Source organism: Azospirillum melinis, assembly GCF_013340935.1.
GTDB classification, from domain to species: Bacteria; Pseudomonadota; Alphaproteobacteria; order Azospirillales; family Azospirillaceae; genus Azospirillum; species Azospirillum melinis.
The window spans coordinates 16,510-37,880 of record NZ_WHOS01000033.1 but is presented as its reverse complement, the minus strand read 5'-3'; the positions used below and the strand labels follow the sequence as shown (position 1 = coordinate 37,880).

The window sequence follows — 21,371 nt, the reverse complement described above, 5'->3', positions numbered from 1 at the left end:
GGTTCCAGAGAAGCACCAAAACCCTTGAAAGGGAATGGTGCCCAGGGACGGAGTCGAACCGCCGACACGGGGATTTTCAGTCCCCTGCTCTACCAACTGAGCTACCTGGGCATCCAGCGCCGCTTGGTGGGTGACCGTTTCGGTCGGTGCGGCGCGTCGTGTGGGGCGCTTTTTAGAGAGGTTCGGACGGGCTGTCCAGAGGAAAATTCAAAAAATTATCGACCCCTCTCACAGCCCCTCGTCGGGGTCGGATCCGCCCGGCACATCAGCGGTTTCCGGGCCTTCGATGCGGTAGACTCCGCCCAGCCAGCGCGACAGGTCGATGTCGGCGCAGCGCTTGGAACAGAAGGGGCGGGTGGCCGGCTCGGTCGGGCGGCCGCAGATCGGGCAGTTGGTGCCTACCTTGGTGCCGGCCTGGGCATGGGGCTGGGAGCGCTGCGGTGCGCCGGGGGAGCGGGAGTCGGTCAAGGGAAGGCCTCCGTAACGGGCTATGTAGCAGTCAGGGCCGCAGCAGGGCCGCCAGCGGCGTGCCGCGGCGGGCCCGGGTCAGTTCGACCAGGCCCAGTTTGGACATGCCATAAACCTGGGTCTGCACCGGGTCGCTTTCCACCGCCTGCGACAGCGCAGCCAGCACACGCTCGGCATCGCCGCGGCTGCGCATGTTGACGAAATCCACCACCACGATGCCGCCGACATTGCGCAGGCGAAGCTGGCGGGCGATCTCCGCCGCGGCGTCGAGGTTGACGTCCAAGGGGTTGCCGCGCTCCCCGGCATTCACGTCGACCACCGTCAGCGCCTCCGTCCGCTCGATCACCAGCGAACCGCCGAGCGGCAGCGGCACCCGGACGTCGAGAAGTTCGGCAATCGCAGAGTCGAGGTCGCGCAGATCGAACAGGCGCTGGGCGTCGGTGTGGCCGCCGAGGCGCGGCAGCAGGTCGGGGGCGTGGTGGCCGCACCAGTCGCGCAAGCTCGACAGCAGCGGCCCATCGCCGATTTTGATTCCGCCGGCGGGCGGCGGGTCGTCGACCAGGATGGCGTCCGGGGCGGCGGCTCCCTGCTCGATCAGGGCGCGGGTGGGGGCGTCGGGGCCGGGATGCAGCAGGCGCGGCGCGGAGCCGGCGCGGGCATCGTCGCGGACGGCGCGCCATTGCAGGTGCAGCGCCTCCGATTCGGCGGCCAGCAGCGCGTCGGACACCTGGGCGGCGCCGGCGCGCACGATCCAGCCGGTGCCGGTGGCAAGCTGTTCGATGCGGCGGGCCAGCGCTGCACGTTCCGGACCGGAGCCGAGGCGCTTCGACACCGCGATGTCGCGGCCGAGCGGGGCATGCACCAGGAACCGGCCGGGCAGGGTGATGTCCATCGTCAGCGACGGACCCTTGGCCCCGGCGGCGTCGGCCTTCACCTGCACCAGCACCGGCTGGCCGGTGCGCAGCAGCGCGCCGATGGGAGCCTGCTTGGCGCCAGGCCGATGGGAGTTGAATTGGGGGCGGGAGTGCGGCTGGTCGTCGTCGAGGATGGGGCGGCGCACGTCGGCGGCCGGCAGCAGGCCGGATATGCCATTTCCCAGGCTGTTCCCGAGATCGACGAAGGCGCCGTTCAGGCCGGTGGCGATGCGCTCCACCCGGCCGAGGATTACGGCGCCGAGCAGCGACGGGCGGCCGGCATGGTCGATGTGCAGGTCGGTCAGGCGGCCATCGGTCAGCACCGCCGCCCGCGTCAGCGGGCCGTCGCGGTCGACCAGCAGCTCAAGCCTGCTCATCGTTCGGATGGGGGATCGGAGGGTGCGGGAAGCCGGCGCCATGCAGCATGCCGGCAACCTCGTGCAGCGACAGCCCGACGACATTGCTGTAGGAGCCGCCGATCCAGCGCACCAGCGCCCCCGCCCGGCCCTGGATGGCATAGCCGCCGGCCTTGCCCTTCCATTCGCCGGACGCGATGTAGGCGTCGGTCTCCGACCGGTCGAGCACCTTGAAGGTGACGTCGGTGCGGACCAGCCGGTCGATCCGGCGGGGACCATCCCCACCGGGCACCAGCAGCACGATGCCGCCGATCACCCGGTGCCGCCGGCCGGACAGCAGGGACAGGCAGCGTCGCGCCTCCTCCTCCCGTTCGGCCTTGGGCAGGATGCGACGGCCGCAGGCAACCACGGTGTCGGCGGCAAGAATCCACGAATCGGGATGGCGCGCGGCGACGCACGACGCCTTCTCCGCCGCCAGACGCAGAGCGTGCTGGGGCGGGAGTTCGTCGCGCAGCGGCGTTTCATCGAGATCAGCGGGATCGACCGCGTCGGGCACGATGCCGATCTGGCGCAGCAGGTCGAGCCGGCGGGGCGAGGCCGAAGCCAGCACCAGCCGGGGCGCCTTGGACGGGATCGTCACGGGGAACCGCGATGCAGCAAGGATGCTACTTGAACCGGAAGGTGATGCGGCCCTTGGTCAGGTCGTACGGCGTCATTTCCACATTGACGCGGTCGCCCGCCAGGACGCGAATCCGGTTCTTACGCATCTTGCCGGAGGTGTGCGCCAGAACCTCGTGATCGTTGTCGAGCTTCACCCGGAACATCGCGTTCGGAAGCAATTCGACGACGGTCCCGGAAAACTCGATCAGATCTTCCTTTGCCATAGGCCCTTATGTCCGTCCTAATAGTTTCGCGGCAATAACTGACCTTCCAGGGCCGCCGGGTCAAGGGGGATTCCCACCGCCGATGCGTTCGGCCGCAGCCATTCGCGCGGGGCAGCCCCGCGTTGCGTGCCGGAAATGCCCCCTGACCCGCGTCCCGTCAGACCGACTGGTAGGGGTTGAGTGGCGATGCACCGCCTTCTTCCAGGCGGCGCGGCTGGTCCATCACCTTGCCGATCGCCGCGAACATCTCGCGCTGGTCGATCTCCATGCGGCGCGTCAGGCGGCCGACGGTTTCCGCAGTACTGAGCGCGCGGCCGCTGGATCTGTCGTGGAACAGGTTGTGATTGGCCTTCGCAGCACTGGGCAACAGGTCGGCGGCGACCGCCCCCGGCGTCGATTCGGCGGCGCGAATCAGCTTCGCCGCCCCGCCGGAGCCGAGAACATAGGCCATGCGGCTTTCCGATTCGCTGGCCGGGCGGCCCAGCCGCTTCTCCAGCGCCTCGCGCCCTTCGGCCAGATAGCGGGCGGCCATGCCGGCCGACAGGTCGACGTCATGGCGCAGCTCCAGGATCTGGCGGCGGATCGCCGGGTCCTTGACGCTGGACACCCCGTTGCGGACCTGGATGTGCGAGGCCAGCTCGCCCTGGCCATAGGCGGCGCCATGGCGTCGGAACAGGTCGAGCCAAGTCGATTCGAGAAACTGGAACGGGCCGGCGGCGGAGCTGCGGCTGTTCTTCGCCGCGCTGTCCAGCCCGCTTTCCTGGGTCGCCTGGGCCAGGATGGCGGTAAAGCTGTGGCCCGACAGGCCGGCGACCTGCTGCGAGGCGACCAGCACCCGCGTGGCGGTCGGATCCTCGGCCGCAACGGCCTTCACCGCCTCCGCCACCTTGGCGGAACTGGGTGTCAGGGTTTGGGCCAATGGGGTCTGGGCCGGCGGGGTCTGGGCCGGTGCCGCCGGCTTCAGTCCGGGCAGTGGCGCGCGCGGCGTTGCGGTCTCTGTGGATGCGGAGTCGGAAGCCAGCAGGACCGGCGCTTCGGGCTTTGCGTCGGGAACCGGCACCATGCTGCCGTCGGCGAGGCAGATGGGGGTGACCGGCTTGGCCGCCGGCAGGGGAACCTGGGTCCCGTCGCTCAGCAGGATCGGGGCCGGCGGTTTGGCGGCCGGTAAAGGCGGGGTCTTCTGGCCGTTCGCCGGCCGGCCGACCGGCACGGTTCCGGAGCCGGTCCGGGTGGTCTGGACCAGCGTGTCGCGGAAGGACGGCTCGCCGACGCTGCCGTCGGTGAGCGCGGGGGAAGCGTCGGGCTTGCGCTCCGGAACGGGGGCGAGAGGGGGCTGCGCAACCTTCATGGCACACACTTCGCTACGGACCGGCCGAGCCTGCCGGGAGAAATCCCCGTCTTTCATGCCCCACGAGCGTGGGCATGGCCGGACGGGTGCAGGCACTATAGCACCGACTCGTCAGCGATGTGCGATCAACTGTGGGCGCGGGGTGTCGTCCCCGGCCCCATCCTCACCCTCGCCTTGGAACGGATCGTCGGTCAGCAGATCGTCGGGATGCGCGACGCGCGCCCAGCGGCCGATGGCGGCCAGCAGCTTGGATTTTTCCAGCGGCTTGGCCAGATGGGCGTTCATGCCGGCCTGCAGGCAGCGCTCGACCTCGATCTGCATCACGCCGGCGGTCAAAGCGAGAATCGGGATGCGGCTCTCCGGGCCGGGCAGGGCGCGGATGCGGCGGGTGGCCTCCAGACCGTCCATCACCGGCATCTGCACGTCCATCAGCACGAGGTCGTAGGGCTGTTCCTGCACCGCGGCCACCGCGGCGGCGCCGTCGTCCACCGCATCGACCTGATGGCCGGCCCTGGTCAGCATGGTCACCGCCAGATCGCGGTTCATCGCCAGATCCTCCGCCAGCAGGATGCGGGCGGCGGTGCCGCCGGACTCGACAGGGGACAGGATGGCGCTGTCGGGCTGGATCGCGGCGCTGCCGGCGGGCAGCAGAGGCAGCGAGAACCAGAAGGTGCTGCCGGTGCCGAGCTGGCTTTCCATGCCGATCTCGCCGCCCATCAGCTCCACCAGCCGGCGGCAGATGGCCAGCCCCAGCCCGGTGCCGCCCCGCCCGCGCTCCAGCTGGGTGAAGCGCTGGAACAGGTCGCGCTGCCGTTCGGGGGCGATGCCGATCCCGCTGTCGGTGACGGTGAAGGTGCAGATGCGACCTCCACTTTTTCCACTGTCCTCGATCGCCTTCACCGTCAGGCGGACCGAACCGCGGTCGGTGAACTTCACCGCGTTGCTCAGCAGGTTCAGCAGGAGCTGGCGCAGCCGGTCGGGGTCCCCCATGACGAAGCCGCGGGCGGTGGCCGAGATGCTGGTCTGCAACTCCAGCCCCTTCTGTTCCGCGGCCAGCCGGACGATGGCGACGCAGCGGTCGGCCAGATCGTCCAGCCGGAAGGGCACGCTGACCAGATCGAGCCGCCCCGCCTCCAGCTTCGACAGGTCGAGCACGTCGTTGATGACGGTCAGCAGCGACCGCCCGGCATCGCGCACCTGCGAGGCGTAGCGCCGCTGTTCCGCGGTCAGCGGGGTTTCCAGCAGCATTTCCGCGAACCCGATCACGCCGTTCATCGGCGTGCGGATCTCGTGGCTCATGGTGGCGAGGAATTCCTCCTTGGCGCGGCTGCCGGCCCGCGCCTCCTCCATGGCGGAGCGCAGCTCCTGCTCGCGCTGCTTCAGGCGGCGCGACATGTTGTTGAAGGCATGGGAGACGACGCGGAATTCATGGGGCGCGCGGTCCGCCTCGATCACGGTGCCGCCGCCGCCGTCGCCGATGCGGGTGGCCGCGGTGCCGAGTTCCCACACCCAGCGCAGGACCGAGGCGCGCAGCAGCACCCACAGGGCGGTGACGCTGACCAGCGCCGCGATGGCGAGCAGGCCCAGGCTCTGCCACAGATCGCGCCGGGCCTCCGCCATGATCGGCCCGGTCGGCATGCCGACGGCGAAAACGGTGTCGGTCTCGTCCGAATGGCGGAAGGCCCACAGCCGGCCGCGGCCGTCGGCGCTTTCCGCATCCAGCGTGCCGTCCTTCTCCTTCAGCATCTGCCGGACATGCGGCATGTTGCCGATGTTGCGGTTCAGCCAGCCTTCCGGGTCGGGCTGGCGGGCCACGATCACGCCGTGGCGGTCCAGCACCATGACGCGGGCGTCAGGCTGCTTCAGCACCTTCACCAGGTCGGTCAGCCAGGTGAGGTCCACCGCCACGCCCATGACGCGGACGATCCGCCCATCCTCGATGATCGGGCTGGCGACGATGATCAGCGGCTTGAGCGAGCGCTTGCCGATGATGAAATCGCTGACCACCCAGCTTTTGGTGTCCAGCACGCGCTGGAAATATTCGCGTTCCCGCAGGGTGATGCCGGCACCGGGGCCGGTGGTGTCGCAGATGATGTTGCCGTCGGCGTCGGTCAGCCAGACGCCGGTGGTCCAGCGGTGCTGGCGCGGCATCGGCGCCAGGGTGGCGACGCAGGCGTCGGTGTGATCCATCGTCGCGTTGCGGATGGCCGGCACCAGCGATAGCACGCCGAGCAGGTTGCGCGCCTCGCCGATCAGGTCGTGCTGGCGCTCCACCCCGTCGTCAGCCAGATGCTGCGCCAGCTCGCGCGCCGCGTCGATGTGGTCGTCGAGCTGCTGGTCGGCGAGATAGAGCGCCCCCACCAGCGGCAGCGCCAGCGAGGCCAGCACCACGCCCATCAGGCGGGCGCGCAGGCTGCGCGGGCTGAAGGCGCGGAGCAGGCGGTGCATCGGACCTGCAGGCATGGATGACGGCTCTCCGCGGGAATGTTCGTCTACGCCCCCGAGCCTAAGGCGTCGTGCGGCGCGTTGCGATGACACAGCTCAATAGCACTGGCGGGGATGCAAAGTGAACACGGAGCCGCGCAAAAAGTTGCAGAATACCAAATTTATTACCGACCATCCCGTGTGGTGGGCGATTCGACAGACCAGAGCCTGTGCGAGCATTTGACGGTCGTCAAGGCCGGTGGGATGTGCTTCGGGGATGTTTGCGGCAATGCGCCGGCCTCGGGTCAGGGGAACTTCCGCCATGCACACGGAAAGCGGGTGTAGGATTATGCGGGCACGGACGGGGAACGGAGCGCTGCCGGACACCGGTTCGATGTGATGGTGGCGGATGAAATGGATGAAGTCATTGGCGCTTGCCGCATCTCGAATGGTTGACCAGGGCCGAAATCAGGATCCGGTGCGAGGTTACCGGCCGGCTTTTCTCATCGGTCTGGTGTGGAGCTTTGTCGGCAGACACCTTTTGCGAAGCGGACAAGCTTCAGCGCTTTTGTCGGCGGATAGGCGTCACTGAGCGGGTATCTCCGGTCCGGACTGAATATCGCAGTGGCAAGCTCAAGCCGGCACTCGACTTCTTGGAGCTACCTCGAATAATCTGTTTGCACTGGACGGTTGTCGTTCTTGCGGCAGTGGGGGCTTTGAATGTTCGGGTTCACCAGGGCGGTGTCGGCTGTTGCGTTGATCGCGCTGTTGAGTGGATGCGCTACCGTGGCCGAAAGGCGTGAGGCGCAACGGCGCGACGAAGCTAAAGTGCTCGTTGCAAAAGGCGATTACAAAGGAGCCTACCAAGCCATTTCCGGTGATATGGCCGGGTTTGGCCCTGGTGCGAAGCAGGCCGCCGAAATCATCAATGGAAACCCTCAGTTCAAGTCAGGACTGCCCGGCATAATCAGCGCCGAGATACGCGGGGCGACGTCTCCCGACCATCTCAGCCAGATCGTCACCCGGCTTGGCTATGAGAGCTTCACCTCCACCCTTGCTCCCGATGCACTCGTAGCCCTCCGTAAGGAAGCCGATGACGCCGCCGCCGATGGGAACAGGGATGGCCGTCTGAAATGGCTTCTGACCGACCCCACCGAGCAGTTCCCGTCCCTCAAACAGCCCGATCAGCGGCAGGTCATCTACGAGCGCTCCATTGCGACGCTGCGCAAGACTCCTCCTCCCGGCTCCCGCCCCAAATCGCAACCTCTCGTCCAGGCGGTTTTCGAGCGTGCCGAGATGGCAGGCTCCGGCTCGCGGGAGTTCAAGCAGCTCCAGGCTGAATTGCCGAACCTCGACCTGTCCACGCAGGATCTGAAGACGACGGCTGCAAAACTGTTCCCGCAATATGCTGCGAAAGAGACCGCACGTCGGGAAGTGGTGGTCAAGATTGCCTTCGACGACAGATTGATCGAGGAAGACGCGATGCCGAAGCTTCGGCAGTTGTCTCCTAACCTGACCTTCGTCAAGGAAGGTCCCGCTGCGGTCACTCTGTCGGTCAAAAAGCTTCAATGGGAGGAACGGACTGCGCTGCCGAAAATGGAGACCGTCAGCTACCGGTACACTGAAGTGAATATGCTCGCCGCGGTTCTTTTGATGCCGCAGAATGCTTCGTATCATTATGAGTATTCCACCAACGGCGTTGAGCTTTCCTATGCGTTCGAGGTGAAGGCGACAGGGAAGGGCGTGCCGTCCGTCGATGAGCTTGTGCGGGACCGTGCGGCCCGCGAATGGCATTCCTGTTCGAATACCCGAATCCAGAATGTGTATGGCGGCCTCCAGCGCGCCGATTTCATAGCGAACGATCATATGCAGCGCCTCTGCGGCAGTGTCGGCTCTCCGCCGTCGGCCGATGCTCTGCGGTTCGAGGCGATCGGCAAGCTCGTTGCCGCCATCGGGCGCATTCCTGCAATCGCGCAGGCATCCGGAAACTGACCGGGTTCGCCGGTGGCAATGGGCCGCCTTTTTCCGAACCGCAGGAGAGTGAAGGTGAGTCAGTTGAGGCAAATGGCGGCAATCGTGATCGTCACCCTTGCGCTCGGCGCGTGCGCGGGGCCAAGCGGTGTCACCATGGATGCCGGCTCGGTGCAGTCCGTCCTGCCGCCGGCCTGTTTCGTCAGGACCTCCGTCAGCGGTCCGGTACAGGCGTATCAGCCGTCGCTCGACGCTGGAGACCTTGCCATTTTGTTCAAGAGAATTGACGGCGAGAAACAGATCTCCTTCGTGTGTGCATGCCGGGATAGTTTCAATCTGACTGGCATCGACAAGAAGGAAGCCGAGAATAGCTTCAAGAGGATCTCGGGGGTCAAAGATTGGATCATCGGAAATTCGACCCTTGAAGATCGTGGGAATGCAAAGCTTCTAAAATTCGAGGGTGAGTTCGAGAATTTTCAAGGATTCTTCTCTGGAAAAGGAGCCATCCTCTATCAGGGAAAATGCTTGCAGGGGGGCTTCGCCTGGGATCTTCTGGGGCGCGAAGCGGGGCTCGATGCATATCTGAACACCCTCTACGATTCCAAAACGTCCCGTCCTCTCCTGGCCGGAGCGTCGCCCTCGCCGACACCGCAGGCCGATACTCCAGCATCCCGTCTCGCCACGATCAAGGATCTGCTTGATCGCAAAATCATCACCCGGCAGGAGTATGACGAGCGTCGGCGGGCGATCCTCAAAGGATCGTAAGGAGCGCCGATCCGGCGATCCGCAAGGCGATCCGGAATAAGGATCTTGCCATGCGGATCGGGCCGGCTTGTTGGATCGGGGTTCGGGACCGGGCGGGCTGCCTGCAAGCCGACCGGAGGGTGGTTTACACCGTCGGCCCGCGGGACAGCGGGAAGCGCTGCTTCATCTTGGCCATCAGGCCGTCGCGGACCTGACGGTAGGCTTCCAGCATGGCGTCGCGGGTGCCGTCGACCAGGGTGGGGTCGAAGGTGTTCCAGAACTCCACGTCGCAGGCCATGGTGCGCGTCATCTCGATGGCGCGGTGCTGCGCCTCCGGCGACAGCGAGACGATCAGGTCGAAGTTGGTGTCTTCCAGATCCTCGAAGGTGCGGCAGCGGTGCTTGGACAGGTCGATGCCGATCTCCTCCATCACCGCGACGGCGAAGGGGTCGACCTCATCGCCCTCGCGGACGCCGACGGAATCCACATAGACGCGGGTGCCGTGGTAATGGCGCATCATCGCCGCCGCCATCGGCGAACGGATCATGTTGTAGGTACAGGCGAACAATACGCTCGTGACCGGCAGAGGGGTGAGGACCGGGGTCGCCGCCATGGCCTTGCCCGGTCCGTCAGCCGCGAATGTGCAGGACGCAGATCAGCGTGAACAGCCGGCGCGCGGTCTGCAGGTCCATCTCCACCTTGCCGGCCAGCCGTTCGCGCAGCATCTCGGACCCCTCGTTGTGCAGGCCGCGGCGGCCCATGTCGATGGCTTCGATCTGCGACGGCGTCGACCGCTTGATGGCGGCGTAATAGCTCTCGCAGATCAGGAAATAGTCGCGGACGATCGACCGGAAGCCGGTGATCGGCAGCATCAGCCGGTCGAGTTCGCTGTTGTCCTCGCGCCGGATGTCGAAGACCAGCCGGTTGTCCTCGATCGACAGATGCAGGTGGTACGGCCCGTCCTCTGTGAAGTCGCAGGGGCAGAACTCGTTGTCCTCCAGCAGGTCGAAGATGGCGACGGCGCGCTCATGCTCGACCTCCGGCTTGTGGCGGACGACACTCCGCTCGTCGAGCGTCACATGGGTGATGCGCCGCTTGCCCTTTGCCGTCGTCACGCCCCGCCTCCCCGTTTGCCAGTGGCCGCTTCCCAGAAGCCGCTTCTTAGTCTTTGTAACCCGGCAGCCGCTGGGCGACGGAGCGCGCATGCGCCTCCAGCCCCTCGGCCATCGCCAGCGTCACCGCCGCCGGGCCGATGGCCCGCAGGCTGTCGGCGTCGCAGGCGACGAAGGTCGTCCGCTTCATGAAGTCCAGCACGTTGAGGCCGGAGGAGAAGCGGGCGCTGCGCGCCGTCGGCAGCACATGGTTGGGACCTGCGACGTAATCGCCGATGGCCTCCGGCGTGTAGCGGCCGAGGAAGATGGCGCCGGCATTGCGGATCTTAGCCGCCAGCGCGTCCGGATCCTCGACGGCCAGCTCCAGATGCTCCGGCGCCAGCCGGTCGACCAGGGCGGGGGCGTCGGCCATCAGGTCGCCGACCAGGACGATGGCGCCATGCTCGCGCCAGCTTTCGCCGGCGATTGCCGTGCGCGGCAGCGTTTCCAGATGCTTCTCCACTGCCGAGGCGACCGCGTCGGCGAAGGCGGCATCGTCGGTGATCAGGATCGACTGGGCCGAGGTGTCGTGCTCGGCCTGCGACAGCAGATCCATGGCGATCCAGGCCGGATCGTTCCGGCTGTCGGCCACCACCAGGATTTCCGACGGGCCGGCGATGCTGTCGATGCCGACGAGGCCGTAGACCTGCCGCTTGGCTGCGGCGACGAAGGCATTGCCGGGGCCGACGATCTTGTCGACCGGCCGGATCGTCGCCGTGCCGTGGGCCAGCGCCGCGACCGCCTGCGCGCCGCCGATGCGGTAGATCTCGTCGATGCCGCAGCGCTTGGCGGCGGCCAGCACCAGCGGGTTGATCGCCCCGTCCGGCGTCGGCACCACCATGACGACACGCTCCACACCCGCCACCTTGGCCGGCAGGGCGTTCATCAGCACCGAGGACGGGTAGGAGGCGGTGCCGCCCGGCACATAGAGGCCGACGGCGCCGACCGCCGTCCAGCGGGCGCCCAGCCGCACGCCGGCGGCGTCGCGGTAGTCGGTGACCTCCGGGATCTGGCGGCGGTGGAACTCCTCGATCCGCGCGGCGGCGAGGTCGAGCGCCTCCAGCGTTTCCGCCGAGCATTTGGCCGTCGCCGCGTCGATCTCGTCCCGGCCGATGCGCAGGGTGTCGGCGGTCAGGGTCTGGCGGTCCCAGCGGGCGGTGTAGTCGATGAGCGCCGCGTCGCCGCGGCTGCGGACCTGATCGATGACGCCGGCGACCAGCGTCTGGACGTCCTCGCTGGCCTCGCGCTTGGCGTGGAGCAGCGCCTCGAAACCGGCAGCGAAGTCCGCGTCGCGAATATCAAGCCTGACGGGCATTCACCGCCTCCCGGAACTTGTCGATCCACTGAGAAATCTCGGTCGTCCGCGTCTTGAAGGCGGCGCGGTTGACGATCAGGCGCGAGGTGACGTCGGCGATATGCTCCACCTCCACCAGCCCGTTGGCCTTCAAGGTCGAGCCGGTCGAGACCAGATCGACGATGCGGCGGCACAGGCCCAGCGTCGGCGCCAGTTCCATGGCGCCGTTAAGCTTGACGCACTCGGCCTGGACGCCGCGCGCGGCGAAGTGACGCTTGGTCACCTCCGGGTATTTGGTGGCGACGCGCACATGGCTCCAGCGCGACGGATCGTCGCTCTCCAGCATCTCCGCCGGTTCGGCGACCGACAGGCGGCAGGCGCCGATGCCAAGGTCGAGCGGGGCGTAGATCTCCGGATAGTCGAACTCCATCAGCACGTCGTTGCCCGCCACGCCGAGATGGGCGGCGCCGAAGGCGACGAAGGTCGCCACGTCGAAGGAGCGCACGCGGATGATGCTGAGGTTCGGCACGTTGGTGGCGAAGCGCAGAAGCCGGCTCTTGTCGTCGTCGAAGGCCGGCTCCGGATGGATGCCGGCATGGGACAGCAGCGGGCGCAGCTCCTTCAGGATGCGGCCCTTGGGCAGGGCCAGCACCAGCTGGTCGTCAACCGGTGCGGCCACCGCGGCGGCCGTCACCCCTTGGAGACTGGGATCGGCGGACAAAACACTCTCCTCGCTTCGCTCGCCGGGGCGGTGTGCCGGCCCCGGATGAACCATCGACGCGATAGATAGCACATTCCAGGCGCCCGTCACCTGTCACTGTCGCGCTTGCGAGATTTAACGGATAAAATATGCTCAATGTGAAATTTCACACAAAATGCAAAAATGGGTTTGACCAAACTCCATCGAAAGGGTAGATAAAAATCCATGGACGCCCCGCCGGGCATCCCGCGGCAATTTGACTAATGCAGCTTGCGCCGCGTCACCAAACGCTAAAGCGCCACGATACCGGTCGTGGACCTCTTCAAGAAGGAGAGACCGGAATGACATCGCGAGTTTCCGCTCCCCCATCCGCGCTTCGGACCGCTTTTTCGGCCTGCATGATGCGCTCGGGCCTGTGTTGCCGCTGACCTCGCGGCCCGGAAACACAGCGCCCATCCCGCACATCCGCCGATCCTGACGATCGGGTCCTGAACGCATTTGCGCCGCCGCCCCGCCATGACGAGGGCCGGCCGCGCGCCCAAACCCATCTGGGGGGAGCATTCCGCCATGTCCCACGCCAACGCCTACGCCATCGAAGTCCAGGGCCGCTCCGCCGGCATCGTCGTCGCCGAACGCGGCGGCTTCACCTTCTTCGTGTCCGATTGGGCTTTCCGCGATCTCGACCGCCGCGTCTTCCGCAATGTCGGACAGGCCCAGCGCGCCGCCCACCAGCATTACAGCCGGCTGCCCGACACCCGCCGCCGCTGATGCCCGATAAAAGCCCGCCGCCAAGAAACCCGCCCCAATAGCCCGCTGCTGAAAATCCTGAGGAAAGTCCCGATGAAGCGCATCCTGATGTCGGTGGCCGTCGCCGCCGGCCTGTTGACCGCCGCGACCTCCGCTTTTGCCGCTCCGCTGAAGCTGGGCGTGTCGGCTGGTCCCTATGGCGAGATCCTGGAATTCACCGCCAAGCTGGCCGCCAAGGAGGGCATCGAGGCGCAGGTGATCGAGTTCACCGACTGGAACATGCCCAATGCGGCACTCCAGGCCGGAGACATCGACGCCAACAACTTCCAGCACCAGCCCTTCCTCGACAATCAGGTCAAGCAGCGCGGCTACGACATCGTCTCCGTCGCCAAGAGCGTCGTGGTGCCGATGGGCGTCTACAGCAGCAAGGTGAAGGCGCTGGCCGACCTGAAGCCGGGCGCTTCGGTGTCGATCCCCAACGATCCCACCAACGGCGCCCGCGCCCTGTTCCTGCTGGCCAAGGCCGGCGTGATCGGGCTGAAGGACGGCGCCGGCCTCAACACAACCATCGCCGACGTGGTGAACCCGAAGGGCATCAAGCTGGTGGAACTGGACGCCGCCCAGCTGCCGCGCTCGCTCGACGACGTGGATGCGTCGGTCATCACCCTCAACTATGCCGTGCTGGCCGGGCTGGAGCCGAAGAAGGCCCTGGTGCTGGAGGATGACCAGTCCAAGTGGAACCTGGTGTGGGCGGTCCGCAAGGATCGCATAGAAGACCCGACGATCAAGCGCTTCATTGCGCTGTATCGTTCGCCCGAAGTGCGGCAGTTTATCGAAACGCGCTTCAACGGTTCCATCATTCCGACGTGGTGAGGGAGGCTGGGGGACGCTGGACGTCCCCTTTTGCCGATTAAAAGATGATAACGCTAACAAACATTCACAAGACTTACGCGGCGCGCGGCGGCGGGGCTCCGGTCCATGCGCTGGCCGACATCGACCTTTCCATCGAACGCGGCGAGGTCTTCGGGATCATCGGCCGGTCGGGTGCCGGCAAATCCACGCTGCTGCGCACGGTCAACCTGCTGGAAAGCCCGAGTTCGGGCAGCGTCAAAGTCGACGGGGTGGAGATGACGGCCCTGTCGGCGGCGGAGCTGCGGCAGGCCCGCCATTCCATCGGCATGATCTTCCAGCACTTCAATTTGCTGTCCTCGCGCACCGTCTTCGACAATGTGGCGCTGCCGCTGGAACTGGCCGGCATGGCCAGAGCGGAGATCCGCAAGACGGTGGAGCCGCTGCTCGACCTCGTCGGGCTGGCCGACAAGCGCGACCGCTACCCGGCGGAGCTGTCGGGCGGGCAGAAGCAGCGCGTCGGCATCGCCCGCGCGCTCGCCAGCAAGCCGAAGGTGCTGCTGTCGGACGAGGCGACCTCGGCACTCGATCCGGAAACGACGACGCAGATCCTGCATCTGCTGGGCGACATCAACCGGCGGCTCGGCCTGACCATCGTGCTGATCACCCACGAGATCGCCGTCATCAAGGAGATCTGCCACAAGGTGGCGGTGATGGAAGGCGGCCGGGTGATCGAGCAGGGGCCGGTCTTCGACATCTTCGCCCACCCGAAGCACCCGACCACCCGCAGCTTCGTCGATCCCGTCATCAACCGCGGCATCCCCGACAGCCTGCGCGACCGGCTGTCGCCCCAGCCCGGCCCGGGGAGCAACCCGGTGCTGCGCATCACCTTCACCGGCGCGAAGGCGACCACCCCGGTCATCAGCGCCATCAGCCGCCAGCTGAACCTGGACCTGAACATCTGGCACGGCCAGATCGACGAGATCCAGGGCGCGCCCTTCGGCACGCTGGTGGTGGAGGCGCTGGGCGACCAGGCCAAGGTGGATGCCGCCATCGCGCTGGTCAAAGAGAACAATCTGGGTGTCGAGGTGTTGGGCCATGCTCTCCCCGCAAATCATTGACCTGCTGATCAAGGGGCTGATCGACACGCTGCAGATGGTGGCGGTGTCGGGCGCCATCGGGACGCTGATCGGCCTGCCCATCGGCGTGATGCTGGCCGTCACCGGCCGGGGCGAGCTGCTGCAGAATTTCGCCTTCAACAAGGTGATGGGGGCGGTGGTCAACATGACCCGCTCCACCCCCTTCATCATCCTGGTGGTGGCGATCATCCCCTTCACCCGGCTGATCGCCGGCACCTCCATCGGCACCAACGCCGCCATCGTGCCGCTGACCGTCGCCGCCGCCCCCTTCATCGCCCGCGTGGTGGAGAATGCTGTGCGCGAGGTCGACCGCGGGCTGGTCGAGGCGGCGCAGGCGATGGGCGCCACGCCGTTCCAGATCATCCGCAAGGTTCTGCTGCCGGAAGCCCTGCCGGGCATCGTCGCCGGCCTGACGCTGTCGGCGGTCAGCCTCGTCGGCTATTCCGCCATGGTCGGTGCGGTCGGCGGCGGCGGCCTGGGCGATCTCGGCATCCGCTACGGCTATCAGCGCTTCTTGCCGGAGGTGATGCTGGCGGTGGTGATCGTGCTGATCGTGCTGGTGCAGATCGTCCAGTCGACGGGCGACCTGATCGCCCGCCGCGTCAACAAACGCAATCTGAAGTCCTGACCCTTACAAGAAACCGAGGAGTGTTCGAGATGCTGCGCTTCCGTTCGCTGGCTTCGCTGCTGGCCGGTGCCGCCACCATGGCCGTTGCTTTCGGCGTGTCGGCCGAAACGATCAAGGTCGGCGTCACCGCCGGTCCGCATGCCCAGATCCTGGAAGCGGTGAAGCCCATCGCCGCCAAGGACGGGCTGGACATCCAGATCCTGGAATTCACCGACTACGTCATCCCGAACCAGGCGCTGGCCGGCGGCGACCTCGACGCCAACAGCTTCCAGCACCAGCCCTATCTGGACAACCAGGTGAAGGACCGCGGCTTCGATCTGGTCAGCGTCGGCAAGACGGTGGTCTATCCCATCGGCATCTATTCCAAGAAGGTGAAGAGCCTGGAAGAACTGCCGACGGGCGCCAAGTTCGCCATTCCGAACGACCCGACCAACGGCGGCCGCGTCCTGCTGCTGCTCCAGGCCAAGGGCCTGATCAAGCTGAAGGACGGCGGCACCCTGAAGGCCTCGCCAATCGACATCGTCGAGAACCCGAAGAAGCTGGAGATCGTCGAACTGGACGCCGCCCAACTGCCGCGTTCGCTGGATGACGTGACCGCCGCCGCCATCAACACCAACTTCGCGCTGGAGGCCGGCATCGACCCGGTCAAGGACGCCATCGCCCGCGAGGCGGCCGACAGCCCCTATGCCAACGTCATCGCCGTCCGCAAGGCCGACAAGGACAAGCCCTGGGTCGCCAAGCTGGTGAAGTCCTACAACAGCCCCGAGGTGAAGGAGTTCATCCTCACCAAGTTCAAGAACGCCGTGGTTCCCGCGTTCTGAGACTGATGAGGGCACGCCCGGCGGCGCTGAGCGCGTCGCCGAGCGTCCCGCCCGGTTCCGGGCTGACCAGCCGCATCGACGGATACCAGGGCCGGCAGCCGGTGCCGAGCGCCGTCCAGTCCCCCGCCGGCCCGATCCGCCAGACCGGCACGCCCAGCGCGCCGGCCATCTCCGCCACCGAGGTTCCGGCGGAGATCACCAGATCCAGCGCCGCGGTCAGGGCGGCGGCACCGTCGAGGTCGTTCCTCAAATCGAGCGGCGGGCGGTGGATCGTGATGCCGAAACGCCGTTCGGCGTCGGCGAGTTCGGTCTCGCACTCGTCATATTGCAGATTGATCAGCCGCAGGCCGGGCAGGGTCAGGATCGGCGCCCAGTCGGTCAGCGCCGCGTAATTGGCGTCGCGCGCCGCACCGCGCAGGCCGCTGCGCCAGCACAGACCGACGGTCAGGGCGGAGCCGGCGCCACCCAACCAGCCCCGCCACCGCTCCACCGCCGCCTCGTCGGCGCGCAGCCAGCCGCCCTGCGTCGCAAAGCTCTCCAGCCCCCAGCCCAGCCGCAATGGCAGCGACCCCGCCGGGATGTGACGGTCGGCATCAGCCGGATCCCCGGTCGCCGCGCGCACCGTCGCCTGCGGGAAGGAGCGCGCGAACAGAGCCACCAGCCGCGGCTCGCATTCGATGACGACCCGGCCTGCGGCTGAGAGAGTGCGCGCGATCAGGTCGGGGTAACAGGCGCTGTACATCAGCTCGTCGCCCACCCCCTGCTCGCGCCAGACCAGCAGCGTCTTTCCCGTCAGGTCGCCGCCGTCCCAGGCGGGCATGCGGAAGCGGCGGTCGGGCAGTGCCTGACCGGCGGCGAAGCGCGCCTCCAGACCGGTCCAGCCGGTGGTGAGGTCGCCCTGCGCCAGCGCCGCGTAGCCACGGTTGAAGGCGGCGAGCGTCAGGGCCGGGTCGTCTTCCACCGCCTGCCGATAGGCCGCATCGGCTTCAACCGGGCGGCCGGCGGCATGCAGGGCGTTGCCCTGGTTGTAGCGCCACTCCGCCCGCTTGGGCTCCAGCGCCAGGGCGCGGCCCCAGCCCTTCAGCGCGGCGTCGAGCCGGCCCTGCCGCTGCCGCAGATCGGCCAGCCCGGCCCAGCCGGCGCCGGTTCCGGGCGCGAACAGGATCACCCGCCACCAGGCCAGCCCGGCGGCGGCGCCATCGCCCGCCCGCTCCAGCGCCAGTGCGAGGTTGCCCAGCGTGGCGAGATCGCCGGGGCGGCCCTGGAGCGCCAGACGCAGATGGGCGACCGCCTGCGCCGGCCGGTCGAGCGCCAGGGCCGCCAGCCCCAGATTGCTGACCGCCGCCGGGTCGCCGGGCCGCAGGCGCAGGGCCCGGCCGGCGGTGCGTTCCGCCTCGGCGGCATGGTCGGGGTTGCGCAGGGCTTCGGCCGACAGGGCGGTCCAGGCCTCCGCCACCGCAGGGTCGAGGGCGAGCGCCCGCAGGAGGAAGGGCTGACCCGCCCCGCCCATCGCCTGCCGCGCCAGCCCGGCATTGATCCACAGCCCAGCATGGAAGGGGGCGAGACGCAGCGCCGCGTCGGTCGCCTCCGCCGCTTCTGCCGCCGCCCCGCGGGACAGCCGCAGGGCGCCGAGATTGCCGAGCGCCTCGACATCCTCCGGCGCGAGCGTGGCGGCGGCCTGCCAATCGGCCTCGGCGTCGGCCAGCGCCCCCATCTCCTGCCGGGCCAGGGCGCGGCGCTTGTGGCGGTCGGCGCTCGGCTCCGCCGCGATGGCGCGGGTCAGCAGGGTGTCGGCGATGTCGGGGCGGCCGGCCTGCTGGCCGAGCAGGGCGTAGCCCTCCAGCGCCGCCGGCACCTCGCCGCCCCGGTCGAGGATGCGCTGATAGGCCTTCTCCGCGTCCGGCCAGTGGCCGGATCCATGAAGGTCGCGCGCTTCGGCCAGCCACTCCTCTATTGGCAGGGCAGGGGGCGGAGCAGGGACCAAGCGGCGCAGGTCCGCCGCTATGCGCGCCAGCACGTCCGGCAGCCCTTCGCCGGGGCGGGTGCTCCACAGCCGCATCGACGGGAACCAGGGGCGCACCCCAGTGCCCAGCGCGGTCCAGTCGCCGGCCGGGCCGAAACGCCAGACCGGCACCCCCAGGGCGCCGGCCATCTCTCCGACCGAACTCGCCACCGTCACCACGAGGTCGAGGCCGGCTGTCAGCGCCGCCACGCCCTCCAGATCGTTCTTCAGGTCGGTGTCGGGCCAGCGCCGGATCGTCAGGCCGAGTTGCGCCTCGATGGCGGCGATCTCCGCCTCGCGCCCGTCATATTGCAGGGTGACCGGGATCAGGCCGGGCAGGGTCAGCAGCGGCGCCCAGTCGGCGAGCGTGGTGTAGGAGGCCTTGCGCTCTCCCAGCATGTTCTGGCTGCCCCAGCAGATGCCGACGCGCAGGCCCGGCCCCAGCGCCGCCAACCGGTCGCGCCACTCCGCCAGCCGTAGCGGATCGGGCGCCAGCCAGGAGGGCCGGGCAGGAAAGTCGGCGAGGCCGGGGCGCAGCAGCCGGGGCAGCGATCCCATCGGCAGATGCGCGTCGGCATCGGCGGGAGCATGGGCGGGGGCCTCGGTGGGGGCAGGATCCGCCGTCTGCGCCCGCACCGTGACGCCGGGCAGGGCGCGGCCGACCAGCCCGGTCAGGCGGGCATCGACCTCGACGACCAGCCTGTCCGGGCCAAGCCGCTGCACAAGGTCGGGCAGGGTGGTGCCGAACATCAGCTCGTCGCCCAACCCCTGCTCGCGCCAGACCAGCAGACGCCGGCCGGGAGCGCCATCCCAAGTCCACTCGGAGAAGGCCGGCAGGGAAAAGCTGCGCCCGGCCGACACGCGGCGGGAGGCGAAGCGCGCCTCGTACTCCCCCCAGCCCTCGGCCAGCCGGCCGCGGCCGAGCAGCCGCAGGGCGAGGTTCCAGCGGGCCAGTGCGAAGCCGGGGGCATGGATCAGGGCCTGGGCGTAAAGCGCCTCCGCCTCGTCGCCGCGGCCCTGCGCCTCGCGCAGCAGGGCGAGGTTCACCATCGTCTCGGCATCGCCGGGGGCGAGCCGCAGGGCCTCCAGATGCGCGGCCTCGGCTTCGGAGATGCGGCCGGTCTCCTTCAGCACGACGCCGAGGTTGGTCAGGGCGGTTGCATGGCCGGGGTCGAGCCGCAGGGCATGGCGCAGCGCCGTCTCGGCCTCTGCATAGTCGTCCTGCGCCCGCAGCAGCGTGCCGAGATTGGCCCAGGCCTCGGCGTAGCCGGCATTCAGGTCCAGCGCGCGGCGGTAATGGACGGCGGCCTCGGCCAGCCGGTCCTGCTCCTGGAGCGCGCTGCCCAGGCTGTTGTGCGCCTCGGCATAGGCGTCGCGGAGCGCGAGCGCGCGGCGGTATTCCGCCTCCGCCTCCGCCAGCCGGCCCAGCGCGTGCAGCGCGAGGCCGAGGTTGGCGTGCTGTTCGGCGACGCCGGGGCGCTGCGCGACGGCCTGCCCGATCAGGCGGACGGCTTCGGCATCCAGGCCGCGCTGGTGGTGCAGCACGCCCAGCAAATGCAGCGCATCGGCGTTCCGCCCGTCGACGGCCAGCATGGCGCGATAGCCGCGCTCCGCCCCATCCAGATCGCCGGCGCGGTGGTGGGCCAGCGCCTCGCGCAGGAGGGCGGCCAGTCTGGCCGGGAGTCTGGAGGCGGCGGAAGGCGGCATGGGGCGGTGGCCGGATCGGAAAGAACGTGGCGTTTCGATAGCATGAGTCGGCGGGATGGCGCGCAGGCAAAATCCCAAGAACATTTAAGGGGACTGGCGCGGCACATTTCATTCTGTATACTTGCGCTCAATTCGGTCCAGGCTAGGCTTCTCTGGCCGATCTCCATCCAAAAGGCGTATATCTTGAGTAAGACTGCAATCATTGTCGATGACAGCAAGCTTTCGCGCATGCATGTGCGGGCCATGGTCTTGCGCAACAAGCCGGACTGGACGGTGGTCGAGGCTGCGAACGGCGGCGAACTCTTCACGACGTTGCAGGACACGCCGGTCGATGTTGCCATCATCGACTACAACATGCCCGGCGACAACGGCGTGGAGACCGCGGCCAAGCTGCGCCAGAGCCATCCGGGCATCCACATCGCCATCATCACCGCCAATGCCCAGGACGCGGTGGTGTCCGGCATCCGCGGTGTCGGCGCCGCCTTCATGCCCAAGCCGCTGGAGGAGGAGCAGGTCGTCCGTTTCCTGAACTCCACCGCCCTGCCGCAGCGCCGTCCCGCACAGCCGCAGCAGGAGTGACCGCATCCCCATGCTGAGCGATCTGGAGCGCGATGCGCTGGCCGAACTGGGCAACATCGGCATCGGCCGCGCATCGACGGCGCTCGGCCGCATGCTGGGCGGGCTGGTGACCCTGTCGGTCCCGACGGTGGACATGGTGCCGCCGGACACGGTGGCCGGGCTGCTGGACCGGGCGCTGACGCCGCCGCTGGTGGGCATCTCGGAAACGCTGGGCGGCCTGTTCGCGGGCTGCGCCCTGCTGGTCTTCCCCCAGGCCGGCAGCATGGCCCTGGTGCGCGCCGCCCTGCCGCCCGACGTTCCTGCCGAGGAGGTGCCGGAACTGGAGGACGAGGTTCTGGCGGAGCTGGGCAACGTCGTTCTGAACAGCGCGCTGGCCCTGGTCGCCAACCTGCTGGGCGAACCGGTGGAGACCGGCCTGCCGGTGGTGTTCCGCGGCGATGCGGCGGAGGTGCTGCGGGGCTGTTCGGGAACGGCTCCGACGGCGGAGGGAGCCGCGGTGCTGTTCCACATCGATTTGCGCGCCAATCTGCCGGGCGGCGAAGGTGTCGTGGTCGGCGGGCGGGTGGTCCTGCTGCTCGACGCCGGCTCGGCAGGCGCGCTCCAGGCGACGCTCGGCCGCTATATCGGGCGGCTCGTGGCGTGACG

General features: G+C 68.1%; 20 protein-coding genes and 1 tRNA gene. 9 read left to right on the top strand and 12 right to left on the bottom strand.

Features of this window, described 5'->3' with window-relative positions; translation table 11 throughout:
• Nucleotides 1–35: 35 nt before the first annotated feature.
• The 7 genes from GBZ48_RS22385 to GBZ48_RS22355 all read right to left on the bottom strand — a co-directional run bounded on the left by GBZ48_RS22385 (nucleotide 36) and on the right by GBZ48_RS22355 (nucleotide 6,433).
• A tRNA-Phe gene (locus GBZ48_RS22385) sits at nucleotides 36–111 on the bottom strand.
• 117 nt (nucleotides 112–228) lie between these two features.
• On the bottom strand, nucleotides 229–468 hold the full coding sequence (locus GBZ48_RS22380) for a DNA gyrase inhibitor YacG (protein WP_174473028.1): 240 nt from the start codon (nucleotides 466–468) through the stop codon (nucleotides 229–231).
• Between the two features lie 31 nt (nucleotides 469–499).
• Nucleotides 500–1,759 carry a ribonuclease E/G gene (locus GBZ48_RS22375; RefSeq protein ID WP_174473027.1) on the bottom strand — a complete coding sequence of 420 codons (1,260 nt, stop codon included), beginning with the start codon at nucleotides 1,757–1,759 and terminating at the stop codon, nucleotides 500–502.
• Nucleotides 1,746–2,378 (bottom strand): Maf family nucleotide pyrophosphatase, encoded by a 633-nt coding sequence (locus GBZ48_RS22370; protein WP_174473026.1) that lies wholly within the window; start codon nucleotides 2,376–2,378, stop codon nucleotides 1,746–1,748. The genes GBZ48_RS22375 and GBZ48_RS22370 overlap by 14 nt, the downstream gene beginning before the upstream one ends.
• Before the next feature lie 25 nt (nucleotides 2,379–2,403).
• Nucleotides 2,404–2,622, bottom strand: coding sequence for a translation initiation factor IF-1 (infA, locus tag GBZ48_RS22365; RefSeq protein ID WP_012977999.1), 219 nt, complete (start codon nucleotides 2,620–2,622; stop codon nucleotides 2,404–2,406).
• A gap of 157 nt (nucleotides 2,623–2,779) precedes the next feature.
• Nucleotides 2,780–3,970, bottom strand: a complete 1,191-nt coding sequence (locus GBZ48_RS22360) for a lysozyme family protein (protein ID WP_174473025.1) — start codon at nucleotides 3,968–3,970, stop codon at nucleotides 2,780–2,782.
• 111 nt (nucleotides 3,971–4,081) lie between these two features.
• Nucleotides 4,082–6,433 carry a hybrid sensor histidine kinase/response regulator gene (locus GBZ48_RS22355; protein WP_174473024.1) on the bottom strand — a complete coding sequence of 784 codons (2,352 nt, stop codon included), beginning with the start codon at nucleotides 6,431–6,433 and terminating at the stop codon, nucleotides 4,082–4,084.
• A gap of 681 nt (nucleotides 6,434–7,114) precedes the next feature.
• Here GBZ48_RS22355 and GBZ48_RS22350 point away from each other — a divergent pair.
• Both GBZ48_RS22350 and GBZ48_RS22345 read left to right on the top strand, forming a co-directional pair.
• Nucleotides 7,115–8,386 carry a hypothetical protein gene (locus GBZ48_RS22350; RefSeq protein ID WP_174473023.1) on the top strand — a complete coding sequence of 424 codons (1,272 nt, stop codon included), beginning with the start codon at nucleotides 7,115–7,117 and terminating at the stop codon, nucleotides 8,384–8,386.
• Between the two features lie 54 nt (nucleotides 8,387–8,440).
• Nucleotides 8,441–9,130: an SHOCT domain-containing protein gene (locus tag GBZ48_RS22345; protein WP_174473022.1), complete on the top strand. Its 690-nt coding sequence runs from the start codon at nucleotides 8,441–8,443 to the stop codon at nucleotides 9,128–9,130.
• Between the two features lie 124 nt (nucleotides 9,131–9,254).
• Here the strand turns inward: GBZ48_RS22345 and GBZ48_RS22340 are convergent, their stop codons facing one another.
• The 4 genes from GBZ48_RS22340 to hisG are packed head-to-tail and all read right to left on the bottom strand — an operon-like array spanning nucleotide 9,255 to nucleotide 12,329.
• A complete protein-coding gene (locus GBZ48_RS22340) occupies nucleotides 9,255–9,722 on the bottom strand; it encodes an arsenate-mycothiol transferase ArsC (RefSeq protein ID WP_109450592.1) in 468 nt (155 codons plus the stop codon).
• A 16-nt stretch (nucleotides 9,723–9,738) separates the two neighbouring features.
• A complete protein-coding gene (locus GBZ48_RS22335; protein WP_098736075.1) occupies nucleotides 9,739–10,224 on the bottom strand; it encodes a UPF0262 family protein in 486 nt (161 codons plus the stop codon).
• Nucleotides 10,225–10,270: 46 nt separating this feature from the next.
• Nucleotides 10,271–11,575, bottom strand: coding sequence for a histidinol dehydrogenase (gene hisD, locus GBZ48_RS22330; protein WP_174473021.1), 1,305 nt, complete (start codon nucleotides 11,573–11,575; stop codon nucleotides 10,271–10,273).
• Complete coding sequence (hisG, locus tag GBZ48_RS22325; RefSeq protein ID WP_246307382.1) at nucleotides 11,559–12,329, bottom strand: ATP phosphoribosyltransferase; 771 nt, start codon at nucleotides 12,327–12,329, stop codon at nucleotides 11,559–11,561. Before hisG ends, hisD begins: the two co-directional genes overlap by 17 nt.
• A gap of 492 nt (nucleotides 12,330–12,821) precedes the next feature.
• On the opposite strand from hisG, the gene GBZ48_RS22320 reads away from it, so the two are divergent.
• The 5 genes from GBZ48_RS22320 to GBZ48_RS22300 all read left to right on the top strand — a co-directional run bounded on the left by GBZ48_RS22320 (nucleotide 12,822) and on the right by GBZ48_RS22300 (nucleotide 16,438).
• The gene (locus GBZ48_RS22320) at nucleotides 12,822–13,022 is read left to right on the top strand and encodes a hypothetical protein (RefSeq protein WP_045583820.1); all 201 of its coding nucleotides are present in this window, start codon (nucleotides 12,822–12,824) and stop codon (nucleotides 13,020–13,022) included.
• Between the two features lie 72 nt (nucleotides 13,023–13,094).
• Nucleotides 13,095–13,874, top strand: coding sequence for a MetQ/NlpA family ABC transporter substrate-binding protein (locus tag GBZ48_RS22315; RefSeq protein WP_174473020.1), 780 nt, complete (start codon nucleotides 13,095–13,097; stop codon nucleotides 13,872–13,874).
• A gap of 44 nt (nucleotides 13,875–13,918) precedes the next feature.
• Entirely contained in the window at nucleotides 13,919–14,971 is a 1,053-nt protein-coding gene (locus GBZ48_RS22310) for a methionine ABC transporter ATP-binding protein (protein ID WP_174473019.1), read from the top strand.
• Nucleotides 14,949–15,617 (top strand): methionine ABC transporter permease, encoded by a 669-nt coding sequence (locus tag GBZ48_RS22305; RefSeq protein WP_098736071.1) that lies wholly within the window; start codon nucleotides 14,949–14,951, stop codon nucleotides 15,615–15,617. Before GBZ48_RS22310 ends, GBZ48_RS22305 begins: the two co-directional genes overlap by 23 nt.
• Before the next feature lie 29 nt (nucleotides 15,618–15,646).
• Complete coding sequence (locus GBZ48_RS22300) at nucleotides 15,647–16,438, top strand: MetQ/NlpA family ABC transporter substrate-binding protein (RefSeq protein ID WP_174473018.1); 792 nt, start codon at nucleotides 15,647–15,649, stop codon at nucleotides 16,436–16,438.
• Here GBZ48_RS22300 and GBZ48_RS22295 read toward each other — a convergent pair.
• Nucleotides 16,410–20,147: a tetratricopeptide repeat protein gene (locus GBZ48_RS22295; RefSeq protein WP_174473017.1), complete on the bottom strand. Its 3,738-nt coding sequence runs from the start codon at nucleotides 20,145–20,147 to the stop codon at nucleotides 16,410–16,412. The two genes, GBZ48_RS22300 and GBZ48_RS22295, sit on opposite strands and share 29 nt — an antisense overlap.
• 183 nt (nucleotides 20,148–20,330) lie before the next feature.
• On the opposite strand from GBZ48_RS22295, the gene GBZ48_RS22290 reads away from it, so the two are divergent.
• Together GBZ48_RS22290 and GBZ48_RS22285 are read left to right on the top strand one after the other, a co-directional pair.
• Nucleotides 20,331–20,726 carry a response regulator gene (locus GBZ48_RS22290; RefSeq protein WP_174473016.1) on the top strand — a complete coding sequence of 132 codons (396 nt, stop codon included), beginning with the start codon at nucleotides 20,331–20,333 and terminating at the stop codon, nucleotides 20,724–20,726.
• A 10-nt stretch (nucleotides 20,727–20,736) separates the two neighbouring features.
• Complete coding sequence (locus GBZ48_RS22285) at nucleotides 20,737–21,369, top strand: chemotaxis protein CheC (protein ID WP_174473015.1); 633 nt, start codon at nucleotides 20,737–20,739, stop codon at nucleotides 21,367–21,369.
• Nucleotides 21,370–21,371 lie beyond the last annotated feature (2 nt).

Coding starts and splice junctions, on each gene's coding strand:
- GBZ48_RS22375 (WP_174473027.1), bottom strand. CDS start 1,759: ATGAGCAGGCTTGAGCTGCTGGTCGACCGCGACGGCCCGCTGACGCGG.
- infA (WP_012977999.1), bottom strand. CDS start 2,622: ATGGCAAAGGAAGATCTGATCGAGTTTTCCGGGACCGTCGTCGAATTG.
- GBZ48_RS22360 (WP_174473025.1), bottom strand. CDS start 3,970: ATGAAGGTTGCGCAGCCCCCTCTCGCCCCCGTTCCGGAGCGCAAGCCC.
- GBZ48_RS22355 (WP_174473024.1), bottom strand. CDS start 6,433: ATGCCTGCAGGTCCGATGCACCGCCTGCTCCGCGCCTTCAGCCCGCGC.
- GBZ48_RS22350 (WP_174473023.1), top strand. CDS start 7,115: ATGTTCGGGTTCACCAGGGCGGTGTCGGCTGTTGCGTTGATCGCGCTG.
- GBZ48_RS22340 (WP_109450592.1), bottom strand. CDS start 9,722: ATGGCGGCGACCCCGGTCCTCACCCCTCTGCCGGTCACGAGCGTATTG.
- hisD (WP_174473021.1), bottom strand. CDS start 11,575: ATGCCCGTCAGGCTTGATATTCGCGACGCGGACTTCGCTGCCGGTTTC.
- hisG (WP_246307382.1), bottom strand. CDS start 12,329: ATGGTTCATCCGGGGCCGGCACACCGCCCCGGCGAGCGAAGCGAGGAG.
- GBZ48_RS22320 (WP_045583820.1), top strand. CDS start 12,822: ATGTCCCACGCCAACGCCTACGCCATCGAAGTCCAGGGCCGCTCCGCC.
- GBZ48_RS22315 (WP_174473020.1), top strand. CDS start 13,095: ATGAAGCGCATCCTGATGTCGGTGGCCGTCGCCGCCGGCCTGTTGACC.
- GBZ48_RS22310 (WP_174473019.1), top strand. CDS start 13,919: ATGATAACGCTAACAAACATTCACAAGACTTACGCGGCGCGCGGCGGC.
- GBZ48_RS22305 (WP_098736071.1), top strand. CDS start 14,949: ATGCTCTCCCCGCAAATCATTGACCTGCTGATCAAGGGGCTGATCGAC.
- GBZ48_RS22300 (WP_174473018.1), top strand. CDS start 15,647: ATGCTGCGCTTCCGTTCGCTGGCTTCGCTGCTGGCCGGTGCCGCCACC.
- GBZ48_RS22295 (WP_174473017.1), bottom strand. CDS start 20,147: ATGCCGCCTTCCGCCGCCTCCAGACTCCCGGCCAGACTGGCCGCCCTC.
- GBZ48_RS22285 (WP_174473015.1), top strand. CDS start 20,737: ATGCTGAGCGATCTGGAGCGCGATGCGCTGGCCGAACTGGGCAACATC.